The organism is Kribbella jiaozuonensis, from assembly GCF_005233875.1.
Classification (GTDB): Bacteria; Actinomycetota; Actinomycetes; order Propionibacteriales; family Kribbellaceae; genus Kribbella; species Kribbella jiaozuonensis.
Genome location: NZ_SZPZ01000001.1, coordinates 2,001,258 through 2,023,171 on the forward strand (window position 1 = coordinate 2,001,258; position 21,914 = coordinate 2,023,171).

A 21,914-nucleotide genomic window follows, 5' to 3' on the forward strand; every position below is an offset into this window, starting at 1 on the left:
ATCAATCGCCCTGGGCCGGCCTGAAGTGTGCCTTGACGTCGGGGCGGTTGGCGAGGACGAAGGTGGTGATCAGTACGACGATCTGCAGACCCTGGCCGATGCTCATCCAGACCGGATTCTGGCCGGACGCGATGTAGTACACGTTGAGCACGGTCACCACGATCGCCACCACCCGGATCCGCCGGTACGACGAGCGCTTGCCGTGCCGCAGCCCTCTGATGATCCGCAGGTAGACGAGCAGGATGATCAGCGCCGTGATCGGCCGCGACCACAAGGCCCACGACAGGCTGGTCCGGACCTGGTCCCGGACGGCCGGATCGGGTGAGTCGTGGTTCGGGGCATGGGCGAACTGGTAGTTGAGAACGCTGTGGTGGAAGACGGCGACGAGGACCGCGATCAGGATGCTCAGGCCGAGGTAGATCGCCACCAGCCGGATCACCGGACGCATCACGCGTTCCCGCTCGACGGCGATGGTGTCGTCAATTGGATTGGTCATGAATGCAAGTTAGTGCCGCCCCCGGGGCATCGGGCCCGGTCGCCACGCGGAAGCCGCTGACATCGCGGCGCACCGCTTCGTAAGCTGCTGACCACACCGTCGCCCAGGTGGGGGAGTCCGCATGCGCATCAAGGTCCTGACCGCTGTCCTCGTGTTCCTCGCGGGAGCACTCGTCACGCAGTCGGCCAGGGCCGCGGCACCCGAAGCGACGGTGGTGCCGATCCAGGTGACCGGCCCGGCGGCGTCGCGGTTCAACCTGGTCGTGATGGGCGACGGATACACCGCGGCCGAGCTGCCGAAGTTCCGCGAGCAGCTCGACAAACACCTGAACATCCTCTGGAGCATCGAGCCGTTCAAGTCGTACCGGAACTACGTCAACGTGTACGCCGTCGAGATCGCCTCCCCGGAGTCCGGCGTCGACTGCGATCCCAATCTGACCTCGCCCCAGCGCGATACCCCGCTGCAGATGGGGTTCTGGGGCGGCTGCAACCCGGGCAGCGTCCAGCGTCTACTGACGGTCAGCTCGGCGGCCGCCACGCAGTACGCCGATCTGGTTCCCGGCACGACCTCCTCCAACCGGCAGATCCTTGCTATCGGCAACAGCAACACGTACGGCGGGGCGGGCGGCACATACGCGACCGCGTCCGGCGGCAACGCGCTGTCCGCGCTGATCACGCCGCACGAGCTCGGCCATTCGCTCGGCGGGCTGCAGGACGAATACGACTACTACGCCCGGGGCGAGCGCGGCGCGCCGTACGTCGGTCCCGAGCCGTCCTCGATCCACCACACGTTGCTGACCGAGCAGCAAATGCTCGACCAGCACGCGAAGTGGTACCGCTGGCTGGGGGAGCCGTCGGAATCCGGCGGCACGATCGGCCGCTACGAAGGCGGGATGTACGCCGGTTCAGGCGTCTGGCGGCCCAGCGCGCACTCGATGATGAAGGCGCTAGGGTACTACTTCGACCAGATCTCACGCGAGCGAATGACCCAACGACTCTCGGCCAAGGCAAACCTGTTCCAGGACAGCACGCCGGTCGGCCCAGTCGCCGCAGACCAAATCGTCTGGCTGCAAACGCTGCATCCGGTGGACCACGAGCTCACGGTGTCCTGGGCCGTCGACGGTACGACGCTGCCGACCGCGAGCGCCCGCTCCGTCGACCTGTCCACCCAGCACCTCACCGCGGGCAAACACACCCTGACCGCGACGATCGTGGACCCGACCAGCTTCATCCGCGACCCCGCCGTACGCCCGACCGCCACCCGCTCCTGGACCATCGACACCACGCTGACCGCACCGTCGTCGACCGGTACGCCGACATTCACCGGATCCACCTCGACCGAGCACCCGGTGAGCGCCGACGAGGTCGTGTACGCCGAGACTTCGCAGCCGAGCGCCCCCATCACCTGGCAGGTCGACGGGCAGACCGTCGCGAACTCGGGCAACGACCGCGACCTCGCGCTCGCCCCGCTCAAGCTGACCGGCCGGCACACGCTGACCGCCCGGACCGGCGCCCAGACACTGACCTGGCAGGTCGACGGCGTCGAGGCCGTCGTCACCCCGACGATGTCGAAACCGCTGCTCACCGTGCAGAAGCCGACCGGTCCTGAGTACGTATATAACGACGCTTTCACGATGGGGCTGACGGCAACGGACGACAGCCCGGGGTACGTCGTACCGGAGTTCCGTGTCGACGGCGACGGTTGGTACAACTACTACGGCTGGCCGACGGATGCGTCCCTGCCGTTCAAGTTCACGGCCGAGGGGACCGAGATCGATCAGCTCGTCTACGGCAAGCTCGGAGTACCGCGGGTGGTGCCGTGGGACGACGTACCGCCCGGGTACGGGCGTCATCAGGTCGAGTACCGCGCTGTCGATGCCACCGGCAACATCGCGAGCCCGCGCCGGTTCGCCGTCACGCTGCTGCACCCGGCGCCCGCCTGCACCACGACGATCAGCGGCACGCAGAACGGCCCGCTGTACCTGCGCTCCGGCGTCACCTGTCTGACCAACGCAACCGTCAACGGCCCGGTCGTGGTCGCGGCAGGCGCATCGCTCGTGGCGACCGACGCACGAGTCTCCGGTCCGGTCCGCGCCGACCACGCCGCCGACCTGCAACTCCTCCGCTCCACTGTCGCCGGCCCGGTCACCGCCGATCATGTCAGCCGAAGCGTGGTCCTCGTCGGAAGCACGGTCCAGGGCCCGGTCTCCGTCACCAACGCCTCGACCGCCCAACCTCCGGCCCTGGCCGGAAACATCGTCAACGGCCCTCTCGCCTGCTCCGCCAACGCCCCGAATCCGACCAATCTCGAGGCGCCGAACAAGGTCTCCGGACCCCGATCCGGGCAGTGCGCGAAGCTCTGAGCCGAGCAGACATGCACGTGAGTTTCGCCGACATGTTCCCGGGACCGCGGTTCTCATAACTTTTCTGGTGCGGGGAGTTCCCGCCGTACAGAAGGAGTGAGATGAACGGACTGCGGGTGGCGTCCCTGATGGCGGCCACGATGACAACAGGTCTGGTGGCCGGCGTATATGCGATCTACGCGAACGCGTTCATGCCCGGCCTGGCCAAGACCGACGACAAGACCTTCGTCAGCGCGTTCACGGCGGTGGACCGGGCGATCGTGAACCCGCTCTTCCTCGGCCTGGGCTTCCTGGGCGCGGCGCTGTTCACCGTGCTCGCCGGACTGCTCAGCCTCAAGGAGAAGTCGCTGCCGTGGATCGCGGTCGCGTTCGTGCTGTACCTGGTCTCGATCATCGTCACGATCGCGGTGAACGTCCCGCTGAACGACGCGCTGAAGGCCGCCGGGGATCCGGCCACGATCGACGTCGCGGCCGCCCGGGCCGCGTTCAACGAGTCGAAATGGGTCGCCTTCAACCTGCTCCGCACGATCCTCGCCCTGATCTCCTTCGGCCTCCTCGGCTGGGCCCTCTACCTGACCGGCAAGTCCGCGGCCCAGCCCTGAGCCTGCGACAATGCCTCCGTGGCACCAGTTCAAGCACCGCCCTCGCAGCAGCTCCCCGCGGTCCAGAAGCTCCGGGTGAGATTCGCCAAGCGGGGGCGGTTGCGATTCACCTCACACCGCGACTTCCAGCGGGCGTTCGAGCGCGCCGTACGGCGGGCCGAGCTCCCGGTGGCGTTCTCGCACGGCTTCAGCCCGCACCCGAAGATCTCGTACGCCGGTGCCGCGCCGACCGGCGCCGCCTCCGAGGCCGAGTACCTGGAGATCTCGCTCACACACGAGCGGGACGCCGAGGAGGTCCGGGCCGCCCTGGACGAGGCGCTGCCGCCGGGGCTCGACGTACTCGAGGTGGTCGTCGCCGGGCCGGGGTCGCTGGCCGAGCGGCTGGAGGCCAGCGAGTGGCGGATCGCGTTACCGGGGGTGGATCCCGCGACTGCAGGAGCCGCGGTGGAGGCGTTCCTGGCGCGGGAGGAAATTCTGGTCGAGCGCATGACCAAACGGGGGGTTCGCTCGTTCGACTGTCGGGCTGCCGTTCTCCGACTCACCGTCGCGAGTGAACCGGGGTCGGTTGAGACGTGTGCGATACTGCAAGTGGTGTTACGGCACGGAACCCCGGCCGTGAGACCCGACGACGTTCTCGCCGGCGCGCTCGAGGTAGCGACGCTCCCGGTGACGGGCCCGGCTCTTTTGACCAGGCTCGCCCAGGGCCCGCTCACCACGGACACCGGCACGGTGGAAGACCCGCTCGCTCGTGACCGCGACGCCAACCAGGCGACCGCGACCGGCCAGGCAGATCCCCACCAGACGCACACAGCGGAGGGCGACGCCGCCGCTCCCTCTGTGCCCTGAGCGCGGGCGGAGCGGATCCAGCAGGCTTCCGCCACGCGGCGGCCCCGGGAAGATTTCCGGGCCGGGCGCGGCGAACCGTGACCGCCTTGTGGCCGCGCCGGACCCGTGACAGGGGTCGCAGGATGCGCCGGAGGGCTTGAGGAGACCCGCACTACATGCTCGACAACGAGCCGACCACCGAGGCAGCCGACACGGCTGCCACCGCCCAGCCAGCCGCCTCCACCCGCAGGACCGCGAAGAAGGCGCCGGCTGCGAAGAAGACCACCACGCGCAAGCGCACGGTGAAGACCGCCGACGCGGTCCCGACCCAGTCCGACGCCGAGGCCGCCGATCCGGCGCCCGCGCCGGCGAAGAAGGCGGCAGCCAAGAAGACTGCCGCGAAGAAGACCACGGCCAAGAAGGCCGCGGCGAAGGCTCCGGCCAAGAAGACCGCCCGCGCCGCCAAGAAGACCGCGGACCAGGACATCTTCCCGCAGTTCGTCCCCGACGAGGCGGCGGAGACCGCAGATGCGGCCCCCGCGAAGAAGACCGCCCGCAAACGCACCACGAAGAAGACCTCCGCCCCGGACCTGCTGTCCGCAGACTCTCCGATGACGGACGGCCCGGTTGCCGACGCCGAGCGCGCGCCGAACGCCGCCGCCAACACATCGGCCGACGACGCGGCGAACGCAGGCACCTCCGCCCGCAAGCGCACCTCCCGCCGCCGTACGGCGAAGACCGCCGAGTCCACCGCGAACGCAGAGGCATCACCGGCCCACGCCGACGCCCCGGCCCAGGCCGACTCCGCCGCAGGCACCACGGACCGCGCCGACAGCGGCGCGACGAGCCGCGGCCGTCGCGGCCGCAACCGCGGCGCAGCTGAGGCCAACTCGAGCGCAGCCGAGGCCAACTCCGGCGCGACCACCGCGCTCACCACGGACCACGCCGGTCCCTCCAACACCTCGGGCTCTTCCAGCACCTCCGTGGACGGCGCCGCCTCGGATGCACCCGAGGAGTCCGGCACCCGCCGTACCCGTCGGCGTGCAGCCGCCCCCGCGGCCGTGCTGTTCCAGGCGCCGACCGGTGGACCGCAGCAGACCGCACCGCAGCAGGCCGAGCCGACGGCGGTCGAGGCGACCTCCGACGAGCCCCCGGAGCCGGGTACCGACGAGCAGCCGACCGGCAACCGCCGTCGCCGCAGCCGTCGTAACCGCGACGCCGAGGCCCGTGAGATCGAGGTAGCCGAGGAGTCGACCGACGCCCAGCCGCAGGCGAGCGCCGACGACACCGACCCGGCCGCCGAGAAGACCACCACCAGGACCCGCAGCCGGTCCGCCCGCAAGGCCGCCGCCGCGCAAGCAGCCGGAAGCGCGACGACCGGAGGCGCGACCGCAGACGCCACCGCCCCAGGCGCCACCGCCGCCGAGGCCGACACCGCCGCGGACGACGAGTCCGACGGCGCGAACGACGTACAGGGCGAGGACGGCGAGGAAGGTGGCGAGGGGACTCGCCGTCGCCGTCGCCGCCGTGGTGGGCGTCGTCGTCGCAAGTCCGGCGACGGTGCGGACGACAACGCCGACGACCAGTCCGACGACGAGGACGAGCACGACAGCCAGGACGCCGACCAGGACGCCGACGCGTCCGACGACGGCGACCAGGACGGTGCGGCCGACTCCGACGAGGACGGCGAGGCGGGCAGTTCGTCCCGGCGTCGTCGCCGTCGCCGTCGCCGCAAGGGCGAGGACAGCGCCGCGTCCCCAGACGACCCCGACGAGACCGTCGTACGCGTCCGTGAACCGCGCAGCAAGACCGTCAACAACGAGATCACCGCGGTCGAGGGCTCGACCCGCCTCGAGGCGAAGAAGCAGCGCCGCCGTGAGGGTCGCGCCGCCGGCCGCCGCCGCGCGCCGATCGTGACCGAGGCCGAGTTCCTGGCCCGCCGCGAGTCGGTCGAGCGGACGATGGTGATCCGGTCCCGCGAGGACCTGACCCAGATCGCGGTCTCGGAAGACAACGTCCTGGTCGAGCACTACGTGACCACCGCCGAGCAGACGTCGCTGATCGGCAACGTCTACCTCGGCCGCGTGCAGAACGTGCTGCCGAGCATGGAGGCCGCGTTCATCGACATCGGCAAGGGCCGCAACGCGGTCCTGTACGCCGGTGAGGTGGACTGGGCGACCCTTGGTGGCGCCAACGGTCCGCGCAAGATCGAGCAGGTGCTGAAGTCCGGCCAATCGGTCCTGGTCCAGGTGACCAAGGACCCGATCGGCCACAAGGGCGCCCGGCTCACCAACCAGATCAGCCTGCCCGGCCGGTACGTCGTGTACGTCCCGCGCGGCGGCAACGGCGGCATCAGCCGCAAGCTGCCCGACACCGAGCGGAACCGGCTCAAGACGATCCTCAAGGACATCGTCCCCGACGAGGCCGGCGTGATCGTCCGGACCGCCGCGGAAGGCGCCTCGGAGGAGGAGCTGACCGCCGACGTCAGCCGCCTGCAGTCCGCCTGGGAGGACATCGACAAGAAGTCGAAGAACGGCCAGGCCCCGCAGCTGCTGTACGGCGAGCCCGACCTGCTGATCCGTGTCGTACGCGACCTCTTCACCGAGGACTTCGCGAAGCTGGTCATCTCCGGCGACCGTGCCTACGAGCAGGTCCGTGAGTACGTCGCGGGCGTCGCGCCGCACCTGGCCGACCGGGTCGAGAAATGGGGCGGGGACGGCGACGTCTTCGCGAACTACCGGATCGACGAGCAGATCAAGAAGGCGCTGGACCGCAAGGTCTGGCTGCCGTCCGGCGGCTCGCTGATCATCGACCGGACCGAGGCGATGACCGTCGTCGACGTCAACACCGGCAAGTTCACCGGCTCCGGGGGCAACCTCGAGGAGACCGTCACCAAGAACAACCTGGAGGCGGCCGAGGAGATCGTCCGGCAGCTCCGGCTCCGCGACATCGGCGGCATCATCGTCATCGACTTCATCGACATGGTGCTCGAGTCGAACCGCGATCTGGTCCTGCGCCGGCTGGTCGAGTGCCTGGGCCGCGACCGGACCAAGCACCAGGTGGCCGAGGTCACCTCGCTCGGCCTGGTCCAGATGACCCGGAAGCGGATCGGTACCGGCCTGCTCGAGGCCTTCAGCGAGAACTGCGACCACTGCGGTGGCCGCGGTCTGATCCTGCACGACGAGCCGAAGGAGTCCCGCCGCCGCGACAGCCGCAACGGGCAGTCCAACGGCAACGGTCAGAACAACGGTCAGGGCAACGGTCAGGCGAACGGCAACGGTCACGACCACGGCAAGCCCGCGCAGGCGGAGGAGGGCGGCCGGAAGAGCTCGCGCCGCCGCCGGGGCAAGGGCCGCGGCGAGGAGGAGGCCACCGAGGCCGAGACCGCGCAGCACAACGCCGACGCAGCCCAGAAGCTCGCGCAGATCGCCGCCGCGACGGTCAAGAAGGACGGTGAAGGTACGCCGGAACCGACCGGCTACCCGATCTCTGCCGACGCCGACGAGCACGTCAGCCCCGAGGCGACCGGCTTCCCGGCCGAATCCGCCGCGGCGACGACGCTGATCACCGAAACACCGGCCGGCTCCGAGACGGCCGGCTCCGAGGTCGGGGCCAGCGAGGCCGCCGATCCGGCCGACGCCGCGCAGAACGGCGCCACCAAGAGCACCCGGCGGCGGCGCAGCAGCCGCAGCCGGAGCAAGACTGCTACCGAGGGTGAAGGCGCGGAGCCTTCCGAGCTCGTCACCACCGGCAGCTAACCGATTTCGGGTTTGCCGACCCGGGGTTGTAAGCTATTGGTTCGGTGCGCTGAGGCGCACCGAACCTGTGCCTGATGTGAGAGTGAGTGGATTACAGCCTCCCGCGTCATGCTTGTAATTTTCCGAACCAGCAGAGAGTGAGATCCACGGTGTACGCGATCGTGCGCAGTGGCGGCACCCAGCAGAAGGTCGCCGTCGGCGATGTCATCGAGATCGACAGCCTGACGGACAAGGTGGGCGACACTGTGTCCCTTCCGGCAGTCCTCGTCGTCGATGGCGACACCGTGACGACCGACTCTGCGGCGCTGGCCAAGGTGGCCGTTTCGGCTGAGGTTCTCGGCCGCAGCAAGGGCCCGAAGATCACCATCCTCAAGTACAAGAACAAGACCGGTTACCGCAAGCGCCAGGGGCACCGTCAGCACTACACCCAGGTCAAGGTCACCGCGATCGACGCGAAGAAGTGAGCTGATTACCAAATGGCACACAAAAAGGGAGCGGCCTCGACCCGCAACGGTCGCGACTCCAACGCGCAGCGCCTCGGCGTGAAGCGGTACGGCGGTCAGCTGGTCAACGCCGGCGAGATCATCGTCCGTCAGCGTGGCACCCACTTCCACCCGGGCAACCTGGTCGGCCGTGGCGGCGACGACACGCTGTTCGCGCTGGCCGAGGGCCACGTGGAGTTCGGCACCCGGCGCGGTCGCCGCGTCGTCAACATCGTCCCGGCCCCGGCGGAGTAACACCGCCACCCGGACGAATCAGTAAGCTCTGCAAAGGGCGGGTCGCGGAATACCGCGGACCCGCCCTTTTGCTGTGTATGTGGTTGAAGTACTTGGTAGGACCCGACAGGAAGTAGAGACACACCGATGGCAATCCCCAGCTTCGTCGACCGCGTGACGGTGAATGTCGCCGCGGGCCGCGGCGGAAACGGCTGCGCCTCGGTGCACCGGGAGAAGTTCAAGCCCCTGGGCGGTCCCGACGGCGGGAACGGCGGCGACGGCGGCAGCGTGATCCTGCGCGTCGACCCCGACGTCACCACGCTCGTCGACTACCACCGCTCCAGCCACCGCACCGCGACGAACGGTGCCCAGGGCAAGGGTGATCACCAGGCCGGCAGCAACGGCGGCGACGTCGTACTGCCCGTCCCCGACGGAACGGTCATCAGCACGGCGGACGGCGTCGTACTCGCTGACCTCGTCGGCCCTGGCGCGGAATTCGTTGCTGCCCAAGGCGGCAAGGGCGGTCTGGGCAACGCGGCCCTGGCCAGCAGCGCGCGTAAGGCGCCTGGATTCGCCTTGCTGGGTGAGGATGGCGAGGAGCGCACGCTCGTCCTCGAGCTGAAGGTCGTCGCCGATATCGGTCTGGTCGGCTTCCCGAGTGCGGGCAAGTCCTCGCTGGTGGCCTCGATCAGCCGCGCCCGGCCGAAGATCGCCGACTACCCGTTCACCACCCTGATCCCGAACCTCGGCGTCGTCGTCGCCGGTGACGTGACGTTCACCGTGGCCGACGTACCGGGTCTGATCGAGGGTGCGAGTGAAGGGCGCGGTCTCGGGCACGACTTCCTGCGGCACGTGGAGCGGTGTGCGGCGCTCGTCCACGTCATCGACTGCGCGACGTACGAGCCGGGTCGGGATCCGCTCAGCGATCTCGACACGATCGAGGCCGAGCTGCAGGCGCACGGTGGGCTCGAGGACCGGCCGCGACTCGTTGCCCTGAACAAGATCGACGTACCGGACGCGCGGGAGATCGCCGAGATGGTGCAGGCCGAGCTGGAGCAGCGCGGGCTGCGGGTGTTCCCGATCTCGACCGCGTCGCACGAGGGCCTGGAGGCGTTGAAGTTCGCGATGGCCGACATCGTCGTACGGCGTCGTGCGGAAGAGGAGAAGCCCGACACCACGCGGATCGTGATCCGGCCGCAGGCGCAGGGCGGGCCCGAGTTCAAGGTGAAGAAGCTGCCGGAGGACGCCGGCTGGCTGGTGCAGGGTGACAAGCCCGAGCGGTGGGTCCGGCAGACCGACTTCGCGAACGCGGAGGCGACCGGCTACCTGGCCGACCGGCTGAACCGGCTCGGCGTCGAGGACGAGTTGCTGAAGCTGGGCGCGCTCGCCGGCGACGCGGTGATGATCGGCGACGGACCGAACGCGATCGTGTTCGACTTCGCTCCCGACGTACTGGCCGGTGCGGAGATCCTGGCCCGGCGCGGTGAGGACCACCGGCTGGAGGAGGATCGTCCGGCGGCCCAGCGGCGGCGCGAGAAGGACACGGAGTACCACGCCAACAGGGGCCTGCGGACCGACTACAAGCAGGAATGGGGCGAGGACGAGGTCGACCTGTCCCCGGCCGAGGCGAAACGAGCAGCGGTGAAGGCGGAGAAGCTGGCGCGCAAGGAAGCGCGCGAGCTCGAAGCGGCGGAAGAAAGCACAGATCAGGACTTCTGATGGACGCTCGCGCGGAGGTCCTTGCGGCCACGCGAATCGTCGTGAAGGTCGGCTCGTCATCGCTGACCCAGCGCGGCAAGATCGATCTCGAACGACTCCGGCTGCTCGTCGACGCCATCGCGGCGCGACGGGTGGAGGGGGCCGAGGTCGTGCTCGTCTCCTCCGGCGCGATCGCCGCCGGCCTGGCCCCGATGGGGCTGCGGTCGCGACCGCGTGACCTCGCCACGCAGCAGGCTGCTGCTTCGGTCGGGCAAGGCTTGTTGATGGCTCGGTACAGCGATGCGTTCGCGGCGCACGGGCTGCGGGTCGGGCAGGTGCTGCTGACCGTCGATGACGTGACGCGGCGCAGCCACTACCGGAACGCGTACCGCACGTTCGCGCGGCTGCTCGAGCTCGGCGTCGTACCGATCGTGAACGAGAACGACACCGTCGCGACCACCGAGATCCGCTTCGGCGACAACGACCGGCTGGCCGCCTTGACCAGTCACCTCGTGCACGCCGATCTGTTGCTGCTGCTCTCTGACGTCGATGGCCTGTACGACGGGGATCCGCGGAAGCCTGGTACGTCGATGGTGACCGAGATCCGTGGTGCTGCTGATCTGGAGCCGCTCGCGATCGGCAAGTCTGGTGCGTCCGGTGTCGGTACCGGTGGCATGCAGACGAAGGTCGAGGCGGCCGCAATCGCCACAGAGGCAGGGATTCCGGTCGTCCTGACGTCTGCTGCGCGGGTCGGCGAGGCTCTCCGCGGTGATCGGGTCGGCACTCTCTTCCACCCGACCGGCCGCCGTCGCAAGACCCGGCTGCTGTGGCTGGCCCACGCCACCTCGGGGCAGGGCGTGCTCCGGTTGGACGAAGGCGCCGTCCGGGCTGTCACTCAGCGCCGAGCGTCCCTGCTGCCGGCCGGGATCTCTGCGGTAGAAGGCACTTTCTCCGCCGGTGACCCGGTCGATCTCGTGTCGCCATCGGGCGTCGTGATCGCGCGCGGCTTGGTCAACTACGACGCTGCCGAGCTGCCCGACCTTCTGGGGCGCTCTACCCGGGACCTCGCTCGCGAGCTGGGTGCGGCGTACGAGCGCGAAGTAGTCCATCGTGACGACCTGGTGTTGCTGTGAAGAAGGTTGCGTGGGGTTTGCTCGCGGCGTGGATCGTCCACGACCTCGAGGAACTCGCGACGATGCCGTCGTTCTCCCGGCAGCCTGACCTTCCGTCCTTCGTGCGTACCTCTCGAAGTGAAGCTGCCACTGCGATCGGTCTCACCGGTGTCGCGATGGCCGCTGCGTCTGCCGTTGGTGCTGCGACGGGTGGGCGGAGCAAGTTCTTCCAGGCCTCGCTGCTGGGCTTCGGACTGCACGCTGGGACGCATATCGCGCAGTCCGTAGTACTGCGCCGCTACACGCCGGGCTTGGTGACGACGCCTCTCGTCGTGATCCCGTTCAGCGTTTGGGCCTGGCGTCGGCTGAAGGCTGAGGGTGTGCCGATCGCGCCGAGTGACCGTCGGTTCAACGTCGCGCTGGCGGCGGTCGTTCCGGTGTCGCACGCGATCGCCCGGCTTCCGCGGTTGAGACGTCGGGTCCTTACTTGGAACAACGGACCTAGGATGAGCGAGTGAGCGAGATCATCGAGCTGGCGCGGCGGGCGCGCGAGGCGTCGTACGCCTTGGCCGACGCGTCCCGGGCGACGAAGGATGCGGCGCTGCACGCGATGGCGGCGGCGCTGCGCGAAAACACGGACGCGATCGTGGCGGCGAACGATGTTGACGTCGCAGCGGCTCGTGAGGCGGGTACGCCGGAGTCGACGGTCGACCGGTTGGCGCTCAACCCGGCGCGTGTCGACGGGATGGCGGCCGGGCTGGAGCAGCTTGCTGGGCTGACCGATCCGGTCGGTGAGGTGGTCCGCGGGTACACGCTGCCGAACGGTCTCGAGCTCCGCCAGGTCCGGGTGCCGTTTGGTGTCGTCGGCATCATCTACGAGGCGCGGCCCAACGTGACCGCTGACGCCGCCGGCATCTGCCTTAAGTCCGGCAACGCTGTGCTTTTGCGCGGCTCGTCTTCCGCTGCGGCATCCAACACGGCGATCATCGCGGTACTGCGGGATGCTGCCGCGGCGTGTGGGTTGCCGGCAGATGTGATCCAGGGCGTGCCGACTGATCGTGCTGCCGTGAAGGAGCTCATGCAGGCGCGCGGGCTGGTCGACGTACTGATCCCACGGGGTGGGGCCGGTCTGATCCAGACTGTTGTCGGCGAGTCGTCGGTGCCGGTGATCGAGACGGGCGTCGGCAACTGCCACGTGTACATCGACGCGGACGCCGACCTCGAGGTCGGTCTCGAGATCCTGCTGAACTCGAAAACCCAGCGACCCAGCGTGTGCAACGCCGCCGAATCCCTGCTGGTTCACTCCGCTGTTGCGGATGAGTTCCTGGCGCGTGCCCTTCCGGCTCTGCTTGAGGCCGGCGTAACAGTCCACGGCGACTCCACAGTAGTTGCCGCAGGCAATAGCCTGCCGGCATCGTCGGCCACCGACGAAGCGGGTGACGCCGCTGCGGGCGACGCCGCAAGCGACGTGGCAGGTGCTCGTGGGGCGGGTGTCGTGGCTGCGACGGAGGAGGACTTCGGGGCGGAGTACAACTCGCTCGACCTGTCGGCGGCGGTGGTGGATTCGCTCGAGGACGCCGTACAGCACATCCGCCGCTACAGCTCCGGTCACACCGAGGCGATCATCACCCGCTCCCAGTCCGCAGCCCGCCGCTTCACCCAAGCGGTCGACTCCGCCGCGGTCGTCGTCAACGCCAGCACCCGCTTCACCGACGGCGGCGAATTCGGCTTCGGCGCCGAAATCGGCATCTCCACCCAAAAACTCCACGCCCGCGGCCCCATGGGCCTCCCCGAAATGACGTCCACCAAATACATAGTCACCGGCGAAGGCCAACTCCGCACCTAAGCCCCCTCAGCCCGGCTGCCGCGGCCCCGCACACGCATCAACTGAGCAGCTGGGCCCCCGCAGCCACGTCACCTGACCAGCTAGCCCGACCCGCGCCAGCTCAGCAACTGGCCCCACCCGGGATCGCGTCAGCTCAGCAGTTGCGTTGCGTCTTCGATCCGCACGACCGGCGGCTCTGCGCTCACCACCGCCAGAGCCGCCCGGTGATCTGCGCCCACGTCGAGCTCCTGCACCTGAATCCCCGCCGGCACCGGCCCCCGCAGCTCCCCGCGCAAACCTTCCCCGGTCGCCTTCAGCACAGCCTCTCTCCGCGTCCAGTACGCCGTGAACGCCCGCGCCTTCGCGATCCCGTCGTACTCCGCCAACGCCCGCACATCGTCAGCGCTCAACGCAACCCGAGCCACCCCATCGACATCCACCCCCGCATCAACCTTCTCCACATCAAGCCCCACCGGCCGCTCACCGAACGCAACCCCGACCAGGTCCCCGGAGTGCGTCACCGACAACTCCACCCCCTCAGCCCGCACTTTCCCATGCGGCTTCCCACACTCAGTACACGTCCGATCCAACGAAACACTTGCCGCCAGCAACGAAAACCGCCGCCCAAGCGCCCGCCGAGTAATCGTCACCCCCAGCAGAAACCGCGCGCGGTCCACCTCCCGCACATACGCCGCCAACCGCCCCCGCTCCACCGAATCCAAATCCCCAACAAACCCATCCCGAGCCGCCCCAACCCGAGCCCACCACACCTCAACCACAGCCCGACCACCGCCGACACCCACCGCGCCACGCGCGCCGCCCACACCCACCGCGCGGTGCGCGCTCTCCACACCCGCCGCGCCGCGCGGTCCCGCGGCGTCGGCCCCCGGTCGGCCCGCGGTGGTCCTCCGGGTGTCTGTCACACCGGGCCCGGTGTCCACGTCAGCTTGCCGGTGTGCAGGTCGTGCAGGACCCCATCGATCCACTTCGCCTCGGCGATCGCCACCGCGACCTGGTACTCCGTCTCCAGGAGCGCGAACCGGGGGATCGGCTGCCCATCCACCTCCGACCGCAGCTCCAAATGCAGCTCCGCGATCCGCTTGGTCAGCGACTCCCGCCGCTGGCTCAGCAGCTCGCCCGCCGTCTCCGGCGTCAGCAGCATCACGAACGACAACCCAGCCGGGAACTCCGGGAACTCGTTCCGAGGCGTAGTCAGAATCTCCGCCAACCACTCCCGACAGACCTTCCGCCCCTCGTCCGTCAGGTGATAGACCGTCCGCTCCGGATACCGCTCGTCCTGCTCGACCGCTCCGGCCGTCAGCAGCCCGGCCTCCTCAAGCCGCACGATCATCCGGTACAGGCTGGTCCGTTGCCCGACGTTGACGACCTGGTCCTTGCCCCACTGCTTGATCAGCCGCTGGATCCCGTACGGGTGCATCGGCCCGTTCTCCAGCAGGCCGAGGATCGCGAGCGCGAGCGGTGAGCGTCGAAAAGTCACCCCCTCAGCATAGGGGGCAAAGTAACTAGTTGCAATGTAACTAGATCCCATGTAACTATCGATCCATGAAGACCGCAGAACTCACCCAAGGCACCGTGACCTCCCGCGACGGCACCGAGATCGGCTACTACAAGACCGGCCAGGGCCCCGCCGTCGTCGTGCTGCACGGCAGCATGGAGTCCGCCCGCAGCCACACGCTCCTCGCGGAAGCTCTGGCGTCAGACTTCACCGTCTACCTCCCGGACCGCCGCGGCCGCGGCCTCTCCGGCCCGCACCGCCCCGGCCACACGGTCCGCACCGAGGTCGAGGACCTCGAAGCAGTCCTGACCGAGGCCGGCGCCGAGAAGGCCTTCGGCGTCAGCGCCGGGGGAGCGGTCGTCCTGGAAGCCGCCCGGACCCTGCCCCTGAAGCAGATCGCGCTCTACGAGCCCGCGATCGTCGCCGACGGCGCCCCGCACCGCGCATGGCTGACCCGCTTCGACCAGGAGATCGCCCGCGGCGACCTCGCCGCCGGGATGGTCACCAGTATGTTCGGCTTCGAGATGGCCCCGCCGTTCCTCAAGGTCATTCCCCGCGGCCTGCTCCGCCGGATGACCGAGAAGATGATGGCCAAGGAAGAGCGCCAAGCCCCCGCCGACGCGATCACCATGCGCCAACTCGCCCCCACCATCCACGCCGAAGGCACGATCGTCGCCGAGCTCGCCGGCACGTTCAACAACTTCCGCGCCCTCAACGCCGACGTACTGCTCCTAGGCGGCACCAAAGGCCTCCCCGGCCTCAAGCCCGGCCGCGACACCCTCGAGCAGGTCCTCCCGCACTGCCGCCGCATCGAGTTCGACGGCTACGACCACGGCTCGTCCTCGGACCCCGGCGGCGTCAACCCGACGGGCAAGCCGGCCGCCGTACGACGGATCGCCGAAGAGGTGAATGCCTTCTTCAAGCAGTCGTGAGCGCCCACTCGACTGCATCAGCGATATCAACCACCGGATACCGCACAGCCCGCACAATCCGGTCGCGCCCGATCACCAGCAGGACCCGCTTCAACCGCTCGTACCCACCCGCCCGGAACGTCGGCAACCGCAGCGCCGCCACCAGTTCCAGATCGAGATCCGACAGCAGCAGGTGTGGAATCTCCTCCGCCCGCGCGAACGCCTGCTGCTCGTCAGTCCGCTGCGTACTCACCCCATGGACTGCGATCCCGCGCGCGACGAAGTCGTCGTACCGGCCGGCAAACAGCCGGTTCTCCAACGTGCACCCACTGGCCCCCGCGATCTCGTTCCACCCGTCCGGCAATGGCGTCGGCCGCCCGGTCGCCGGATACCCGAAGAGCACCGTCGCCCGCGCGTCGGAGTCCACCACGTCGACCGTCGTACCAGCGATCGACGGCAGGGCGACGGACGGCACCCGCTGACCCACCAGCTCGTGCAACCGATGCGTCGGTGGCTCGTCGTCAGAATTCGTCCCACTCAACGACCCGTCCCCAAGCAGCCACCGATCACCCCAGTCCTGCAACGCGACGAGCACCGGCAGCAACGCCCGCCCGCGATCAGTGAGCCGGTACGCGTACCGAGTCGGCCGCTCCTGGTACGCCGACCGCACCACGATCCCGCTCTCGAGCAGACCGTTGAGCCGCTCGGTCAGCACCTTCCGCGAGATGTGCAGCGACTCGGCGAGCTGGTCGAACCGCTCCAGCCCGCGGGCGAGATCCCGGACGAGCAGCAGTTCCCAGCCGTCGCCGATGACGCCGAGGGACTGCGCGATCGCACAGTCCGGCTCGGGCGAGAAGGTGCTCCGCCGCACGACGTACTCCTTCGATTCCGGTTGCCACCACGCTAGCTGGCCAAGTAGGTTCCCAACAGGAACTTACTAGAGGAGGTCAAGGCATGTACTGGCGCCGCATCGCGGACCTGCCCACCTGGCTCAAGGCCGTCATGGTCGGCCAACTCGTCAGCTCCGCGGGCGCCCTCGCCTGGATCTACCTCACCCTCTACCTGGTCGAGGACCGCGGCATGTCGGCGCAACAGGCCGGCTTCGCGGCGGCGGCGTACGGCGTCGGGCTGCTCGGCGGCAACCTCGGCGGCGGCTGGTTCGGCGACCGCTTCGGCCTCCGTACGGCGGCAGTCGCCAGCCAACTGCTCTGGGCCGCGAGTTGTATCGCGATGCCGTTCGCGCCCGGCGCCACGATCGCGGCCGTCGCGGTCTGCGCGGGCCTCTTCGGCGGCGCGGGCCGCCCGAACATGAGCGCCCTCGTCGCCACCGCGCTCCCGCCGGACCGCCGCCGCGAAGGCATCGCCCTCTCCCGCACGGCGAGCAATGCCGGCTTCACCATCGGCCCACCGCTCGGCGGCCTGCTCGCCGCCTACAACTTCTCGCTCGTCTTCGTGATCGACGCCGCGACAAGCCTGATCCTCGCTGCGATCGTCTGGCGATGGGTCCCGCCGGCCCGCCGTACGGCGACTGCTTCCACCGCCGGCGTGTGGAAGACGGTTCTGGCTGACCGGCCGGTTCTGCTCGTCCTCGCGACGATCGTCATCGTCGACACCGTCTACCGCCAGATCTTCGCGACGATGCCCCTGCTGCTCCGCGACGCAGGCACGCCGGCCGTCGCCTACGGCGTACTCATTGGCGTCAGCTCCGCCGTCATCGTCCTGTGCGAAGCGCCGCTCGCCGTACGGCTCCGCGGCCACCGCGCGACCCGGGTCATCGCAGTCGGCTTCGCGCTCGTCGGCGCAGGGCTCGCGATCCTCGGCATCTGGCCCGCGCTCGCCGGGGCGACGCTGGCGATCGTCGTGATCACGGCGGGGGAGATGCTCTACAAACCGACGGCCACCGCGCATGTCGCCGACGCGGCGCCGGAGGGGATGGTCGGGCGGTACTCCAGCCTGTACGCCGCTGCGTCGATCAGCGGCATGTTCCTCGCGCCGGCGCTCGGCGGATCGGCGTACCAGCACGCACCGCAGCTGCTCTATCCGATCGCCGCGGCCCTCGCGCTGGCGGCCGGCGCCGTACTGCTGGTCACTCGGGCAGCGGCGCCGGACGCCCTTCCCACCGAGTCGAAAGCACAACCGTCGTCCGCGTCCTGACCACGCCGTTGACGCGGCGCAGCGAGCCGACCACCGCCTCGAGCTGGGTGACGTCCGCGACCCGGACCTTGACCACGAGCTCCTGGTCACCGGCCACGAACCAGCAGTCCTCGACGGCGACGATGTCCCGGACCTGCTCGACGATGTCATCGGTCTCGACGTCGTCACGCTGGAACAGCCCGATCAGCGCGCTCGTCCCGAGTCCGACCTGATCCGGCGCGACGACCGCGCGGTACCCGAGCAGTACGCCGCGCTCCTCCAACCGGCGTACCCGTTCCTGGACGCTCGGGCCGGACAGACCGACCTCGCGGCCGAGCTCCGCCCAGCTGGAGCGGCCGTTCAGCCGGAGCGCCTCGATCAGCTGCCGGTCGATCGCGTCCATGACGCCTCCTGTTCACCGCAGATTCTAAGGCTTGGAATGTTTCAGACCTTTAATTCGTTTGTGACATCGTAGTCAAAACCGTACAATCACAGGTACTGGGGTCAGTCCGCCCCAGCTCCGCCGTACCAACCCCAGTGAAGGAATCATGATCACCCCCGAAGTTGCCCGTGCCCACATCGACGAGCGGCACCGCGTCGCAGCGCAGGCCCGCCGCGCCCACGCCGTACCGTCTGCCTGGCGCCGGCTGCTGACCCGTCACGTCCGCCACAGCTGACCTATTACCGCGACCGGTGTCCTCGTGAGGCCACCGGTCGCTGTCGTCGGGGCGGCCACGAGATAGGCTTCGCATCATGTTCTCGATCCTCGTGCCGCAGGTGGCGGCCATCGAAGCGACCGCCGTCGAGGCGTCGCACATCTCGAAGTGGTGGTACGGCGGGTTCGCGCTGGTCGTGTTCATCCTGCTGCTGCTCGTCACCGTCATCATGGGCAAGGGCCGGCCGCACAGCTAGGCGGCTGTCTTGAAGGGCTGACGTGGCTTCTGTGGAGCGGGTACGACGCATCGGTGTGATGGGCGGCACGTTCGACCCGATCCATCATGGCCACCTTGTCGCGGCCAGCGAAGTGCAGGCGTACTTCGATCTCGACGAGGTGATCTTCGTTCCGACCGGCCAGCCGTGGCAGAAGTCGGACAAGAAGGTCTCTCCGGCCGAGGACCGGTACCTGATGACCGTGATCGCGACCGCGTCGAACCCGCGGTTCTCGGTCAGCCGGGTCGACATCGACCGGCCGGGTCCGACGTACACCATCGACACCCTCCGCGACCTCTCCAGGCTGTATCCGGACGCCGAACTGTTCTTCATCACCGGCGCCGACGCGCTCGCCCAGATCCTCACCTGGCGGGACGTGGACGAGATGTTCAAGCTCGCCCAGTTCGTCGGCTGTACCAGGCCGGGGACCGAGAGCCTCGTGCTGCCGCTCGACCAGCTGCCGATGGACCGGATCACCCTGCTCGAGGTGCCGGCGCTGGCGATCTCGTCGACCGAGTGCCGTGCCCGGGTCGCCAAGGGCAACCCGACCTGGTACCTGGTGCCGGACGGCATCGTCCAGTACATCGCCAAGCGTGAGCTCTACACCAACCGTTAGGACGTTTATGTCTGCCAGTGAACGCGCAATCGAGCTGCTGACCGCGGCTGCGGAAGCAGCCCACGACAAGAAGGCCGAGAACGTCCTCGCCTTCGACGTGTCCGAGCAGCTCGCGATCACCGACGCGTTCCTGGTCGCCTCCGCCTCGAACGACCGCCAGGTCCGCGCGATCGTGGACGCGATCGAGGAGAAGCTCCGCGTCGACTTCGACGCCAAGCCGGTACGCCGGGAGGGCGCGCGCGAGGGCCGCTGGGTACTGCTCGACTACCTCGAGATCGTCATCCACGTCCAGCACGACGAGGAGCGGGCGTTCTACTCGCTCGAGCGCCTCTGGCGCGACTGCCCGGTCATCCCGCTGCCGTCCCCGGTCGCCGGTCCCGGTGCTGTCGTGCCCGGCTCAGGTCTGCCCGGCTCAGGTCTGCCCGGCTCGGGTCTGTCTGGCTCGGCCTCGGCCGAATGAGCGCGGGCCGGCTGATCGTCTGGCGGCACGGCCGGACGGAGTGGAACCTCCAGGACAAGATCCAAGGCCAGGCCGACATCCCGCTGGACTCGGTCGGCCTCTCCCAGGCCCGCTCCGCCGCCGCCCGCCTGGCCGCCCTGGCGCCGACGAGACTCTTCGCCAGCGACCTCCAACGCGCAGTCGCCACGGCAGGTGAGCTCGCCGCGCTCACCGACCTCAAGATCGAGTACGACGAAGCGCTGCGCGAGATCGACGTCGACGACTGGGCCGGCCTCACCTCGGCCGAACTCGCCGCCATCAACCCCGAAGCCGCCGCCCGCATCCTCAGCGGCGAAACCCAACGCCGCGGCACCAACGGCGAAACCGTCGAAGAAGTCGCCACCCGCTTCAGCGGCGCCCTCCAACGCATCTCGGAGGAAGGCACCTCCGAAGACACCATCGTCATAGCCACCCACGGCCTGGCCGCCCGCGTCGGCATCTGCGTGTTCCTCGGCATCCCCCAAGCCAACTGGCCCGCCTTCGGAGGCCTGGCCAACTGCAACTGGGTCTCCCTCCTCAACGGCCGCCGAGGCTGGCGAATCGAGGAATGGAACGCCGGCTCCCTCCCCGAACCAGTAATGAGCGACGACCCCCAACGCTGACTCCTGTACGTCGGGTGAACAGCCAAAGGACACCGCTCCGCGGCGGCTGTCTTATTGGCCGGCTCCGCCGGCGCGGGATCCGTCCCTCGGCGACTGTCTTGCCGCGGAGCTACTTAGCCCGGTGTGCCACCCGAAAAGGACACCGCTTCGCGGCGGCTGTCTTGTATGGCCGGCTTCGCCGGCGGCGCTGGATCCGTCCCGGGGCAACTGCCTCGCCATGGGGCTGTTGGGCTGGTGTGACACCCCCAAAGGACACCGCTTCGCGGCGACTGACTTGTTGGCCGGCTCCGCCGGCGCCGGGTCCGTCCCGCGGCGACTGTCTTGCCGTGGAGCTACTTAGCCTGGTGTGCCATCCGAACGGACACCGCTTCGCGGCGGCCGTCTTGTTGGCCGGCTCCGCCGGCGCTGGAACGGCCCCACGGCGAGTGTCTCGCCGTCGAGCTACTGGGCCGGTGCGGCACCCTCAACGACGACGTTCCGCGGCGCCAGCGTGAGCCGCCTCCGGCGGACGCAGAGCGTGATGCCGCGCACGCTGCTCGGCCTACAGACAGCGGCGAACTGTCGCCTACGCGAGCCCATCAGAGAGGGCAACCGACCTGTCGCGTACCTCACCAGCCCCACGAGCCAACCGATTTTTCTTTGCCGCCCCCCATCCGCTAAACTTCCGGAGTCGCAAGACACCGCGGGGCTTTGGCGCAGTTGGTAGCGCGCTTCCATGGCATGGAAGAGGTCAGGGGTTCGAATCCCCTAAGCTCCACCACAGGTCAGAGGCCGGTTTCCCCTTCGGGAGACCGGCCTCTGGCATGACCTGAGTGTCTAACTGAGTGACTACCGGTTTGCAGGTAGCAGTTGGTCCATCGCCTCCGCTCCCTCGATCAGGACCGGTCGGAGCTGGTGTCGGTAGACCGTCTCCGTGACCTGAGTGCTCTTGTGGCCAACCAGGAGCGAGATCTGTTCTTTGGTCAGACCGCCCTCGCTGAGCAGGGACACGAAGCTGTGACCTAACTCGCGGGGCGTCCAGTCCGCGCTATTCAGGCCTGGTGTCAGATCAACGACACGGCGGAAGTCTCGTCGCACGTTTGCCGCGTCAAGCTCGGTTCCGGTCGCGGAGCAGAACACGAGGTTGTGATGCTGCCAGCGATCCCCGGTCGTTGCGCGCATAACCGTCTGTCGTTCTAGGTGCTCAGCGAGCCCAGCCACACAACATTCAGGGAGTCGTAGCGTCCGGCGCGACCGACGAGTCTTGGTGTCGTTTCCCTCACGGACCGAGCGCCACTTCCCGGTGCCAGCGGAGATTGATGCTGAGGGTATAG

At 68.9% G+C, this 21,914-nt stretch carries 23 protein-coding genes and 1 tRNA gene; 18 read left to right on the forward strand and 6 right to left on the reverse strand.

Annotated features, from left to right (window positions below; translation table 11 throughout):
* Position 1: 1 nt before the first annotated feature.
* Complete coding sequence (locus FDA38_RS09660) at positions 2-496, reverse strand: hypothetical protein (RefSeq protein ID WP_137253670.1); 495 nt, start codon at positions 494-496, stop codon at positions 2-4.
* Between the two features lie 121 nt (positions 497-617).
* Between FDA38_RS09660 and FDA38_RS09665 the strand changes: the two genes are divergently transcribed.
* From FDA38_RS09665 to FDA38_RS09710, 10 genes are all read left to right on the forward strand, one after another.
* A complete protein-coding gene (locus FDA38_RS09665) occupies positions 618-2,858 on the forward strand; it encodes a M64 family metallopeptidase (RefSeq protein WP_137253671.1) in 2,241 nt (746 codons plus the stop codon).
* Positions 2,859-2,959: 101 nt separating this feature from the next.
* A complete protein-coding gene (locus FDA38_RS09670) occupies positions 2,960-3,460 on the forward strand; it encodes an anthrone oxygenase family protein (RefSeq protein WP_137253672.1) in 501 nt (166 codons plus the stop codon).
* 18 nt (positions 3,461-3,478) lie between these two features.
* The gene (locus FDA38_RS09675) at positions 3,479-4,306 is read left to right on the forward strand and encodes a TIGR03936 family radical SAM-associated protein (RefSeq protein ID WP_137253673.1); all 828 of its coding nucleotides are present in this window, start codon (positions 3,479-3,481) and stop codon (positions 4,304-4,306) included.
* 155 nt (positions 4,307-4,461) lie between these two features.
* The gene (locus tag FDA38_RS09680) at positions 4,462-8,043 is read left to right on the forward strand and encodes an Rne/Rng family ribonuclease (RefSeq protein WP_137253674.1); all 3,582 of its coding nucleotides are present in this window, start codon (positions 4,462-4,464) and stop codon (positions 8,041-8,043) included.
* Positions 8,044-8,192: 149 nt separating this feature from the next.
* Complete coding sequence (rplU, locus tag FDA38_RS09685) at positions 8,193-8,507, forward strand: 50S ribosomal protein L21 (RefSeq protein WP_137254211.1); 315 nt, start codon at positions 8,193-8,195, stop codon at positions 8,505-8,507.
* Between the two features lie 12 nt (positions 8,508-8,519).
* Positions 8,520-8,780, forward strand: a complete 261-nt coding sequence (gene rpmA / locus FDA38_RS09690) for a 50S ribosomal protein L27 (protein WP_130381076.1) — start codon at positions 8,520-8,522, stop codon at positions 8,778-8,780.
* 126 nt (positions 8,781-8,906) lie between these two features.
* Entirely contained in the window at positions 8,907-10,478 is a 1,572-nt protein-coding gene (gene obgE, locus FDA38_RS09695) for a GTPase ObgE (protein WP_137253675.1), read from the forward strand.
* The gene (gene proB, locus FDA38_RS09700; protein ID WP_137253676.1) at positions 10,478-11,590 is read left to right on the forward strand and encodes a glutamate 5-kinase; all 1,113 of its coding nucleotides are present in this window, start codon (positions 10,478-10,480) and stop codon (positions 11,588-11,590) included. The genes obgE and proB overlap by 1 nt, the downstream gene beginning before the upstream one ends.
* On the forward strand, positions 11,587-12,087 hold the full coding sequence (locus tag FDA38_RS09705) for an HXXEE domain-containing protein (protein WP_137253677.1): 501 nt from the start codon (positions 11,587-11,589) through the stop codon (positions 12,085-12,087). The genes proB and FDA38_RS09705 overlap by 4 nt, the downstream gene beginning before the upstream one ends.
* Positions 12,084-13,415: a glutamate-5-semialdehyde dehydrogenase gene (locus FDA38_RS09710; protein ID WP_137253678.1), complete on the forward strand. Its 1,332-nt coding sequence runs from the start codon at positions 12,084-12,086 to the stop codon at positions 13,413-13,415. Before FDA38_RS09705 ends, FDA38_RS09710 begins: the two co-directional genes overlap by 4 nt.
* Positions 13,416-13,543: 128 nt before the next feature.
* Here the strand turns inward: FDA38_RS09710 and FDA38_RS42140 are convergent, their stop codons facing one another.
* Complete coding sequence (locus FDA38_RS42140) at positions 13,544-13,915, reverse strand: 4'-phosphopantetheinyl transferase family protein (protein ID WP_170989648.1); 372 nt, start codon at positions 13,913-13,915, stop codon at positions 13,544-13,546.
* A 398-nt stretch (positions 13,916-14,313) separates the two neighbouring features.
* Positions 14,314-14,892 carry a PadR family transcriptional regulator gene (locus tag FDA38_RS09720; protein ID WP_202877604.1) on the reverse strand — a complete coding sequence of 193 codons (579 nt, stop codon included), beginning with the start codon at positions 14,890-14,892 and terminating at the stop codon, positions 14,314-14,316.
* Between the two features lie 65 nt (positions 14,893-14,957).
* On the opposite strand from FDA38_RS09720, the gene FDA38_RS09725 reads away from it, so the two are divergent.
* Positions 14,958-15,842 (forward strand): alpha/beta fold hydrolase, encoded by an 885-nt coding sequence (locus FDA38_RS09725; RefSeq protein ID WP_137253681.1) that lies wholly within the window; start codon positions 14,958-14,960, stop codon positions 15,840-15,842.
* On the opposite strand, the gene FDA38_RS09730 is transcribed toward FDA38_RS09725, so the two are convergent.
* Positions 15,829-16,692, reverse strand: a complete 864-nt coding sequence (locus FDA38_RS09730; protein WP_137253682.1) for a winged helix-turn-helix transcriptional regulator — start codon at positions 16,690-16,692, stop codon at positions 15,829-15,831. The two genes, FDA38_RS09725 and FDA38_RS09730, sit on opposite strands and share 14 nt — an antisense overlap.
* An 83-nt stretch (positions 16,693-16,775) precedes the next feature.
* On the opposite strand from FDA38_RS09730, the gene FDA38_RS09735 reads away from it, so the two are divergent.
* Entirely contained in the window at positions 16,776-17,975 is a 1,200-nt protein-coding gene (locus tag FDA38_RS09735; RefSeq protein WP_233714616.1) for an MFS transporter, read from the forward strand.
* Here the strand turns inward: FDA38_RS09735 and FDA38_RS09740 are convergent.
* Positions 17,908-18,357: an Lrp/AsnC family transcriptional regulator gene (locus FDA38_RS09740; protein ID WP_137253683.1), complete on the reverse strand. Its 450-nt coding sequence runs from the start codon at positions 18,355-18,357 to the stop codon at positions 17,908-17,910. The two genes, FDA38_RS09735 and FDA38_RS09740, sit on opposite strands and share 68 nt — an antisense overlap.
* 145 nt (positions 18,358-18,502) lie before the next feature.
* On the opposite strand from FDA38_RS09740, the gene FDA38_RS43390 reads away from it, so the two are divergent.
* The 6 genes from FDA38_RS43390 to FDA38_RS09760 all read left to right on the forward strand — a co-directional run bounded on the left by FDA38_RS43390 (position 18,503) and on the right by FDA38_RS09760 (position 21,361).
* The gene (locus FDA38_RS43390; protein ID WP_267901740.1) at positions 18,503-18,631 is read left to right on the forward strand and encodes a hypothetical protein; all 129 of its coding nucleotides are present in this window, start codon (positions 18,503-18,505) and stop codon (positions 18,629-18,631) included.
* Between the two features lie 76 nt (positions 18,632-18,707).
* Positions 18,708-18,866 (forward strand): hypothetical protein, encoded by a 159-nt coding sequence (locus tag FDA38_RS42145; RefSeq protein WP_170989649.1) that lies wholly within the window; start codon positions 18,708-18,710, stop codon positions 18,864-18,866.
* 22 nt (positions 18,867-18,888) lie between these two features.
* Positions 18,889-19,500 carry a nicotinate-nucleotide adenylyltransferase gene (gene nadD / locus FDA38_RS09745; RefSeq protein ID WP_137253684.1) on the forward strand — a complete coding sequence of 204 codons (612 nt, stop codon included), beginning with the start codon at positions 18,889-18,891 and terminating at the stop codon, positions 19,498-19,500.
* Positions 19,501-19,507: 7 nt separating this feature from the next.
* Positions 19,508-19,960 carry a ribosome silencing factor gene (gene rsfS, locus FDA38_RS09750; protein WP_137253685.1) on the forward strand — a complete coding sequence of 151 codons (453 nt, stop codon included), beginning with the start codon at positions 19,508-19,510 and terminating at the stop codon, positions 19,958-19,960.
* Positions 19,957-20,601: a histidine phosphatase family protein gene (locus FDA38_RS09755; RefSeq protein WP_137253686.1), complete on the forward strand. Its 645-nt coding sequence runs from the start codon at positions 19,957-19,959 to the stop codon at positions 20,599-20,601. The genes rsfS and FDA38_RS09755 overlap by 4 nt, the downstream gene beginning before the upstream one ends.
* Before the next feature lie 684 nt (positions 20,602-21,285).
* Positions 21,286-21,361: transfer RNA gene (locus FDA38_RS09760), tRNA-Ala, on the forward strand.
* A gap of 68 nt (positions 21,362-21,429) precedes the next feature.
* Here the strand turns inward: FDA38_RS09760 and FDA38_RS43620 are convergent.
* Positions 21,430-21,801 carry a tyrosine-type recombinase/integrase gene (locus FDA38_RS43620; protein WP_380090302.1) on the reverse strand — a complete coding sequence of 124 codons (372 nt, stop codon included), beginning with the start codon at positions 21,799-21,801 and terminating at the stop codon, positions 21,430-21,432.
* Positions 21,802-21,914 lie beyond the last annotated feature (113 nt).

Excerpts from the sequence above, each read along its gene's own strand:
- FDA38_RS09665 (WP_137253671.1), top strand. The coding sequence starts at position 618 with ATGCGCATCAAGGTCCTGACCGCTGTCCTCGTGTTCCTCGCGGGAGCA.
- FDA38_RS09725 (WP_137253681.1), top strand. The coding sequence starts at position 14,958 with ATGAAGACCGCAGAACTCACCCAAGGCACCGTGACCTCCCGCGACGGC.
- obgE (WP_137253675.1), top strand. The coding sequence starts at position 8,907 with ATGGCAATCCCCAGCTTCGTCGACCGCGTGACGGTGAATGTCGCCGCG.
- rpmA (WP_130381076.1), top strand. The coding sequence starts at position 8,520 with ATGGCACACAAAAAGGGAGCGGCCTCGACCCGCAACGGTCGCGACTCC.
- FDA38_RS42145 (WP_170989649.1), top strand. The coding sequence starts at position 18,708 with ATGTTCTCGATCCTCGTGCCGCAGGTGGCGGCCATCGAAGCGACCGCC.
- FDA38_RS43390 (WP_267901740.1), top strand. The coding sequence starts at position 18,503 with ATGATCACCCCCGAAGTTGCCCGTGCCCACATCGACGAGCGGCACCGC.
- FDA38_RS09680 (WP_137253674.1), top strand. The coding sequence starts at position 4,462 with ATGCTCGACAACGAGCCGACCACCGAGGCAGCCGACACGGCTGCCACC.
- FDA38_RS09670 (WP_137253672.1), top strand. The coding sequence starts at position 2,960 with ATGAACGGACTGCGGGTGGCGTCCCTGATGGCGGCCACGATGACAACA.
- rsfS (WP_137253685.1), top strand. The coding sequence starts at position 19,508 with ATGTCTGCCAGTGAACGCGCAATCGAGCTGCTGACCGCGGCTGCGGAA.
- FDA38_RS09660 (WP_137253670.1), bottom strand. The coding sequence starts at position 496 with ATGACCAATCCAATTGACGACACCATCGCCGTCGAGCGGGAACGCGTG.
- FDA38_RS09735 (WP_233714616.1), top strand. The coding sequence starts at position 16,776 with ATGTACTGGCGCCGCATCGCGGACCTGCCCACCTGGCTCAAGGCCGTC.
- proB (WP_137253676.1), top strand. The coding sequence starts at position 10,478 with ATGGACGCTCGCGCGGAGGTCCTTGCGGCCACGCGAATCGTCGTGAAG.
- FDA38_RS09755 (WP_137253686.1), top strand. The coding sequence starts at position 19,957 with ATGAGCGCGGGCCGGCTGATCGTCTGGCGGCACGGCCGGACGGAGTGG.
- FDA38_RS09740 (WP_137253683.1), bottom strand. The coding sequence starts at position 18,357 with ATGGACGCGATCGACCGGCAGCTGATCGAGGCGCTCCGGCTGAACGGC.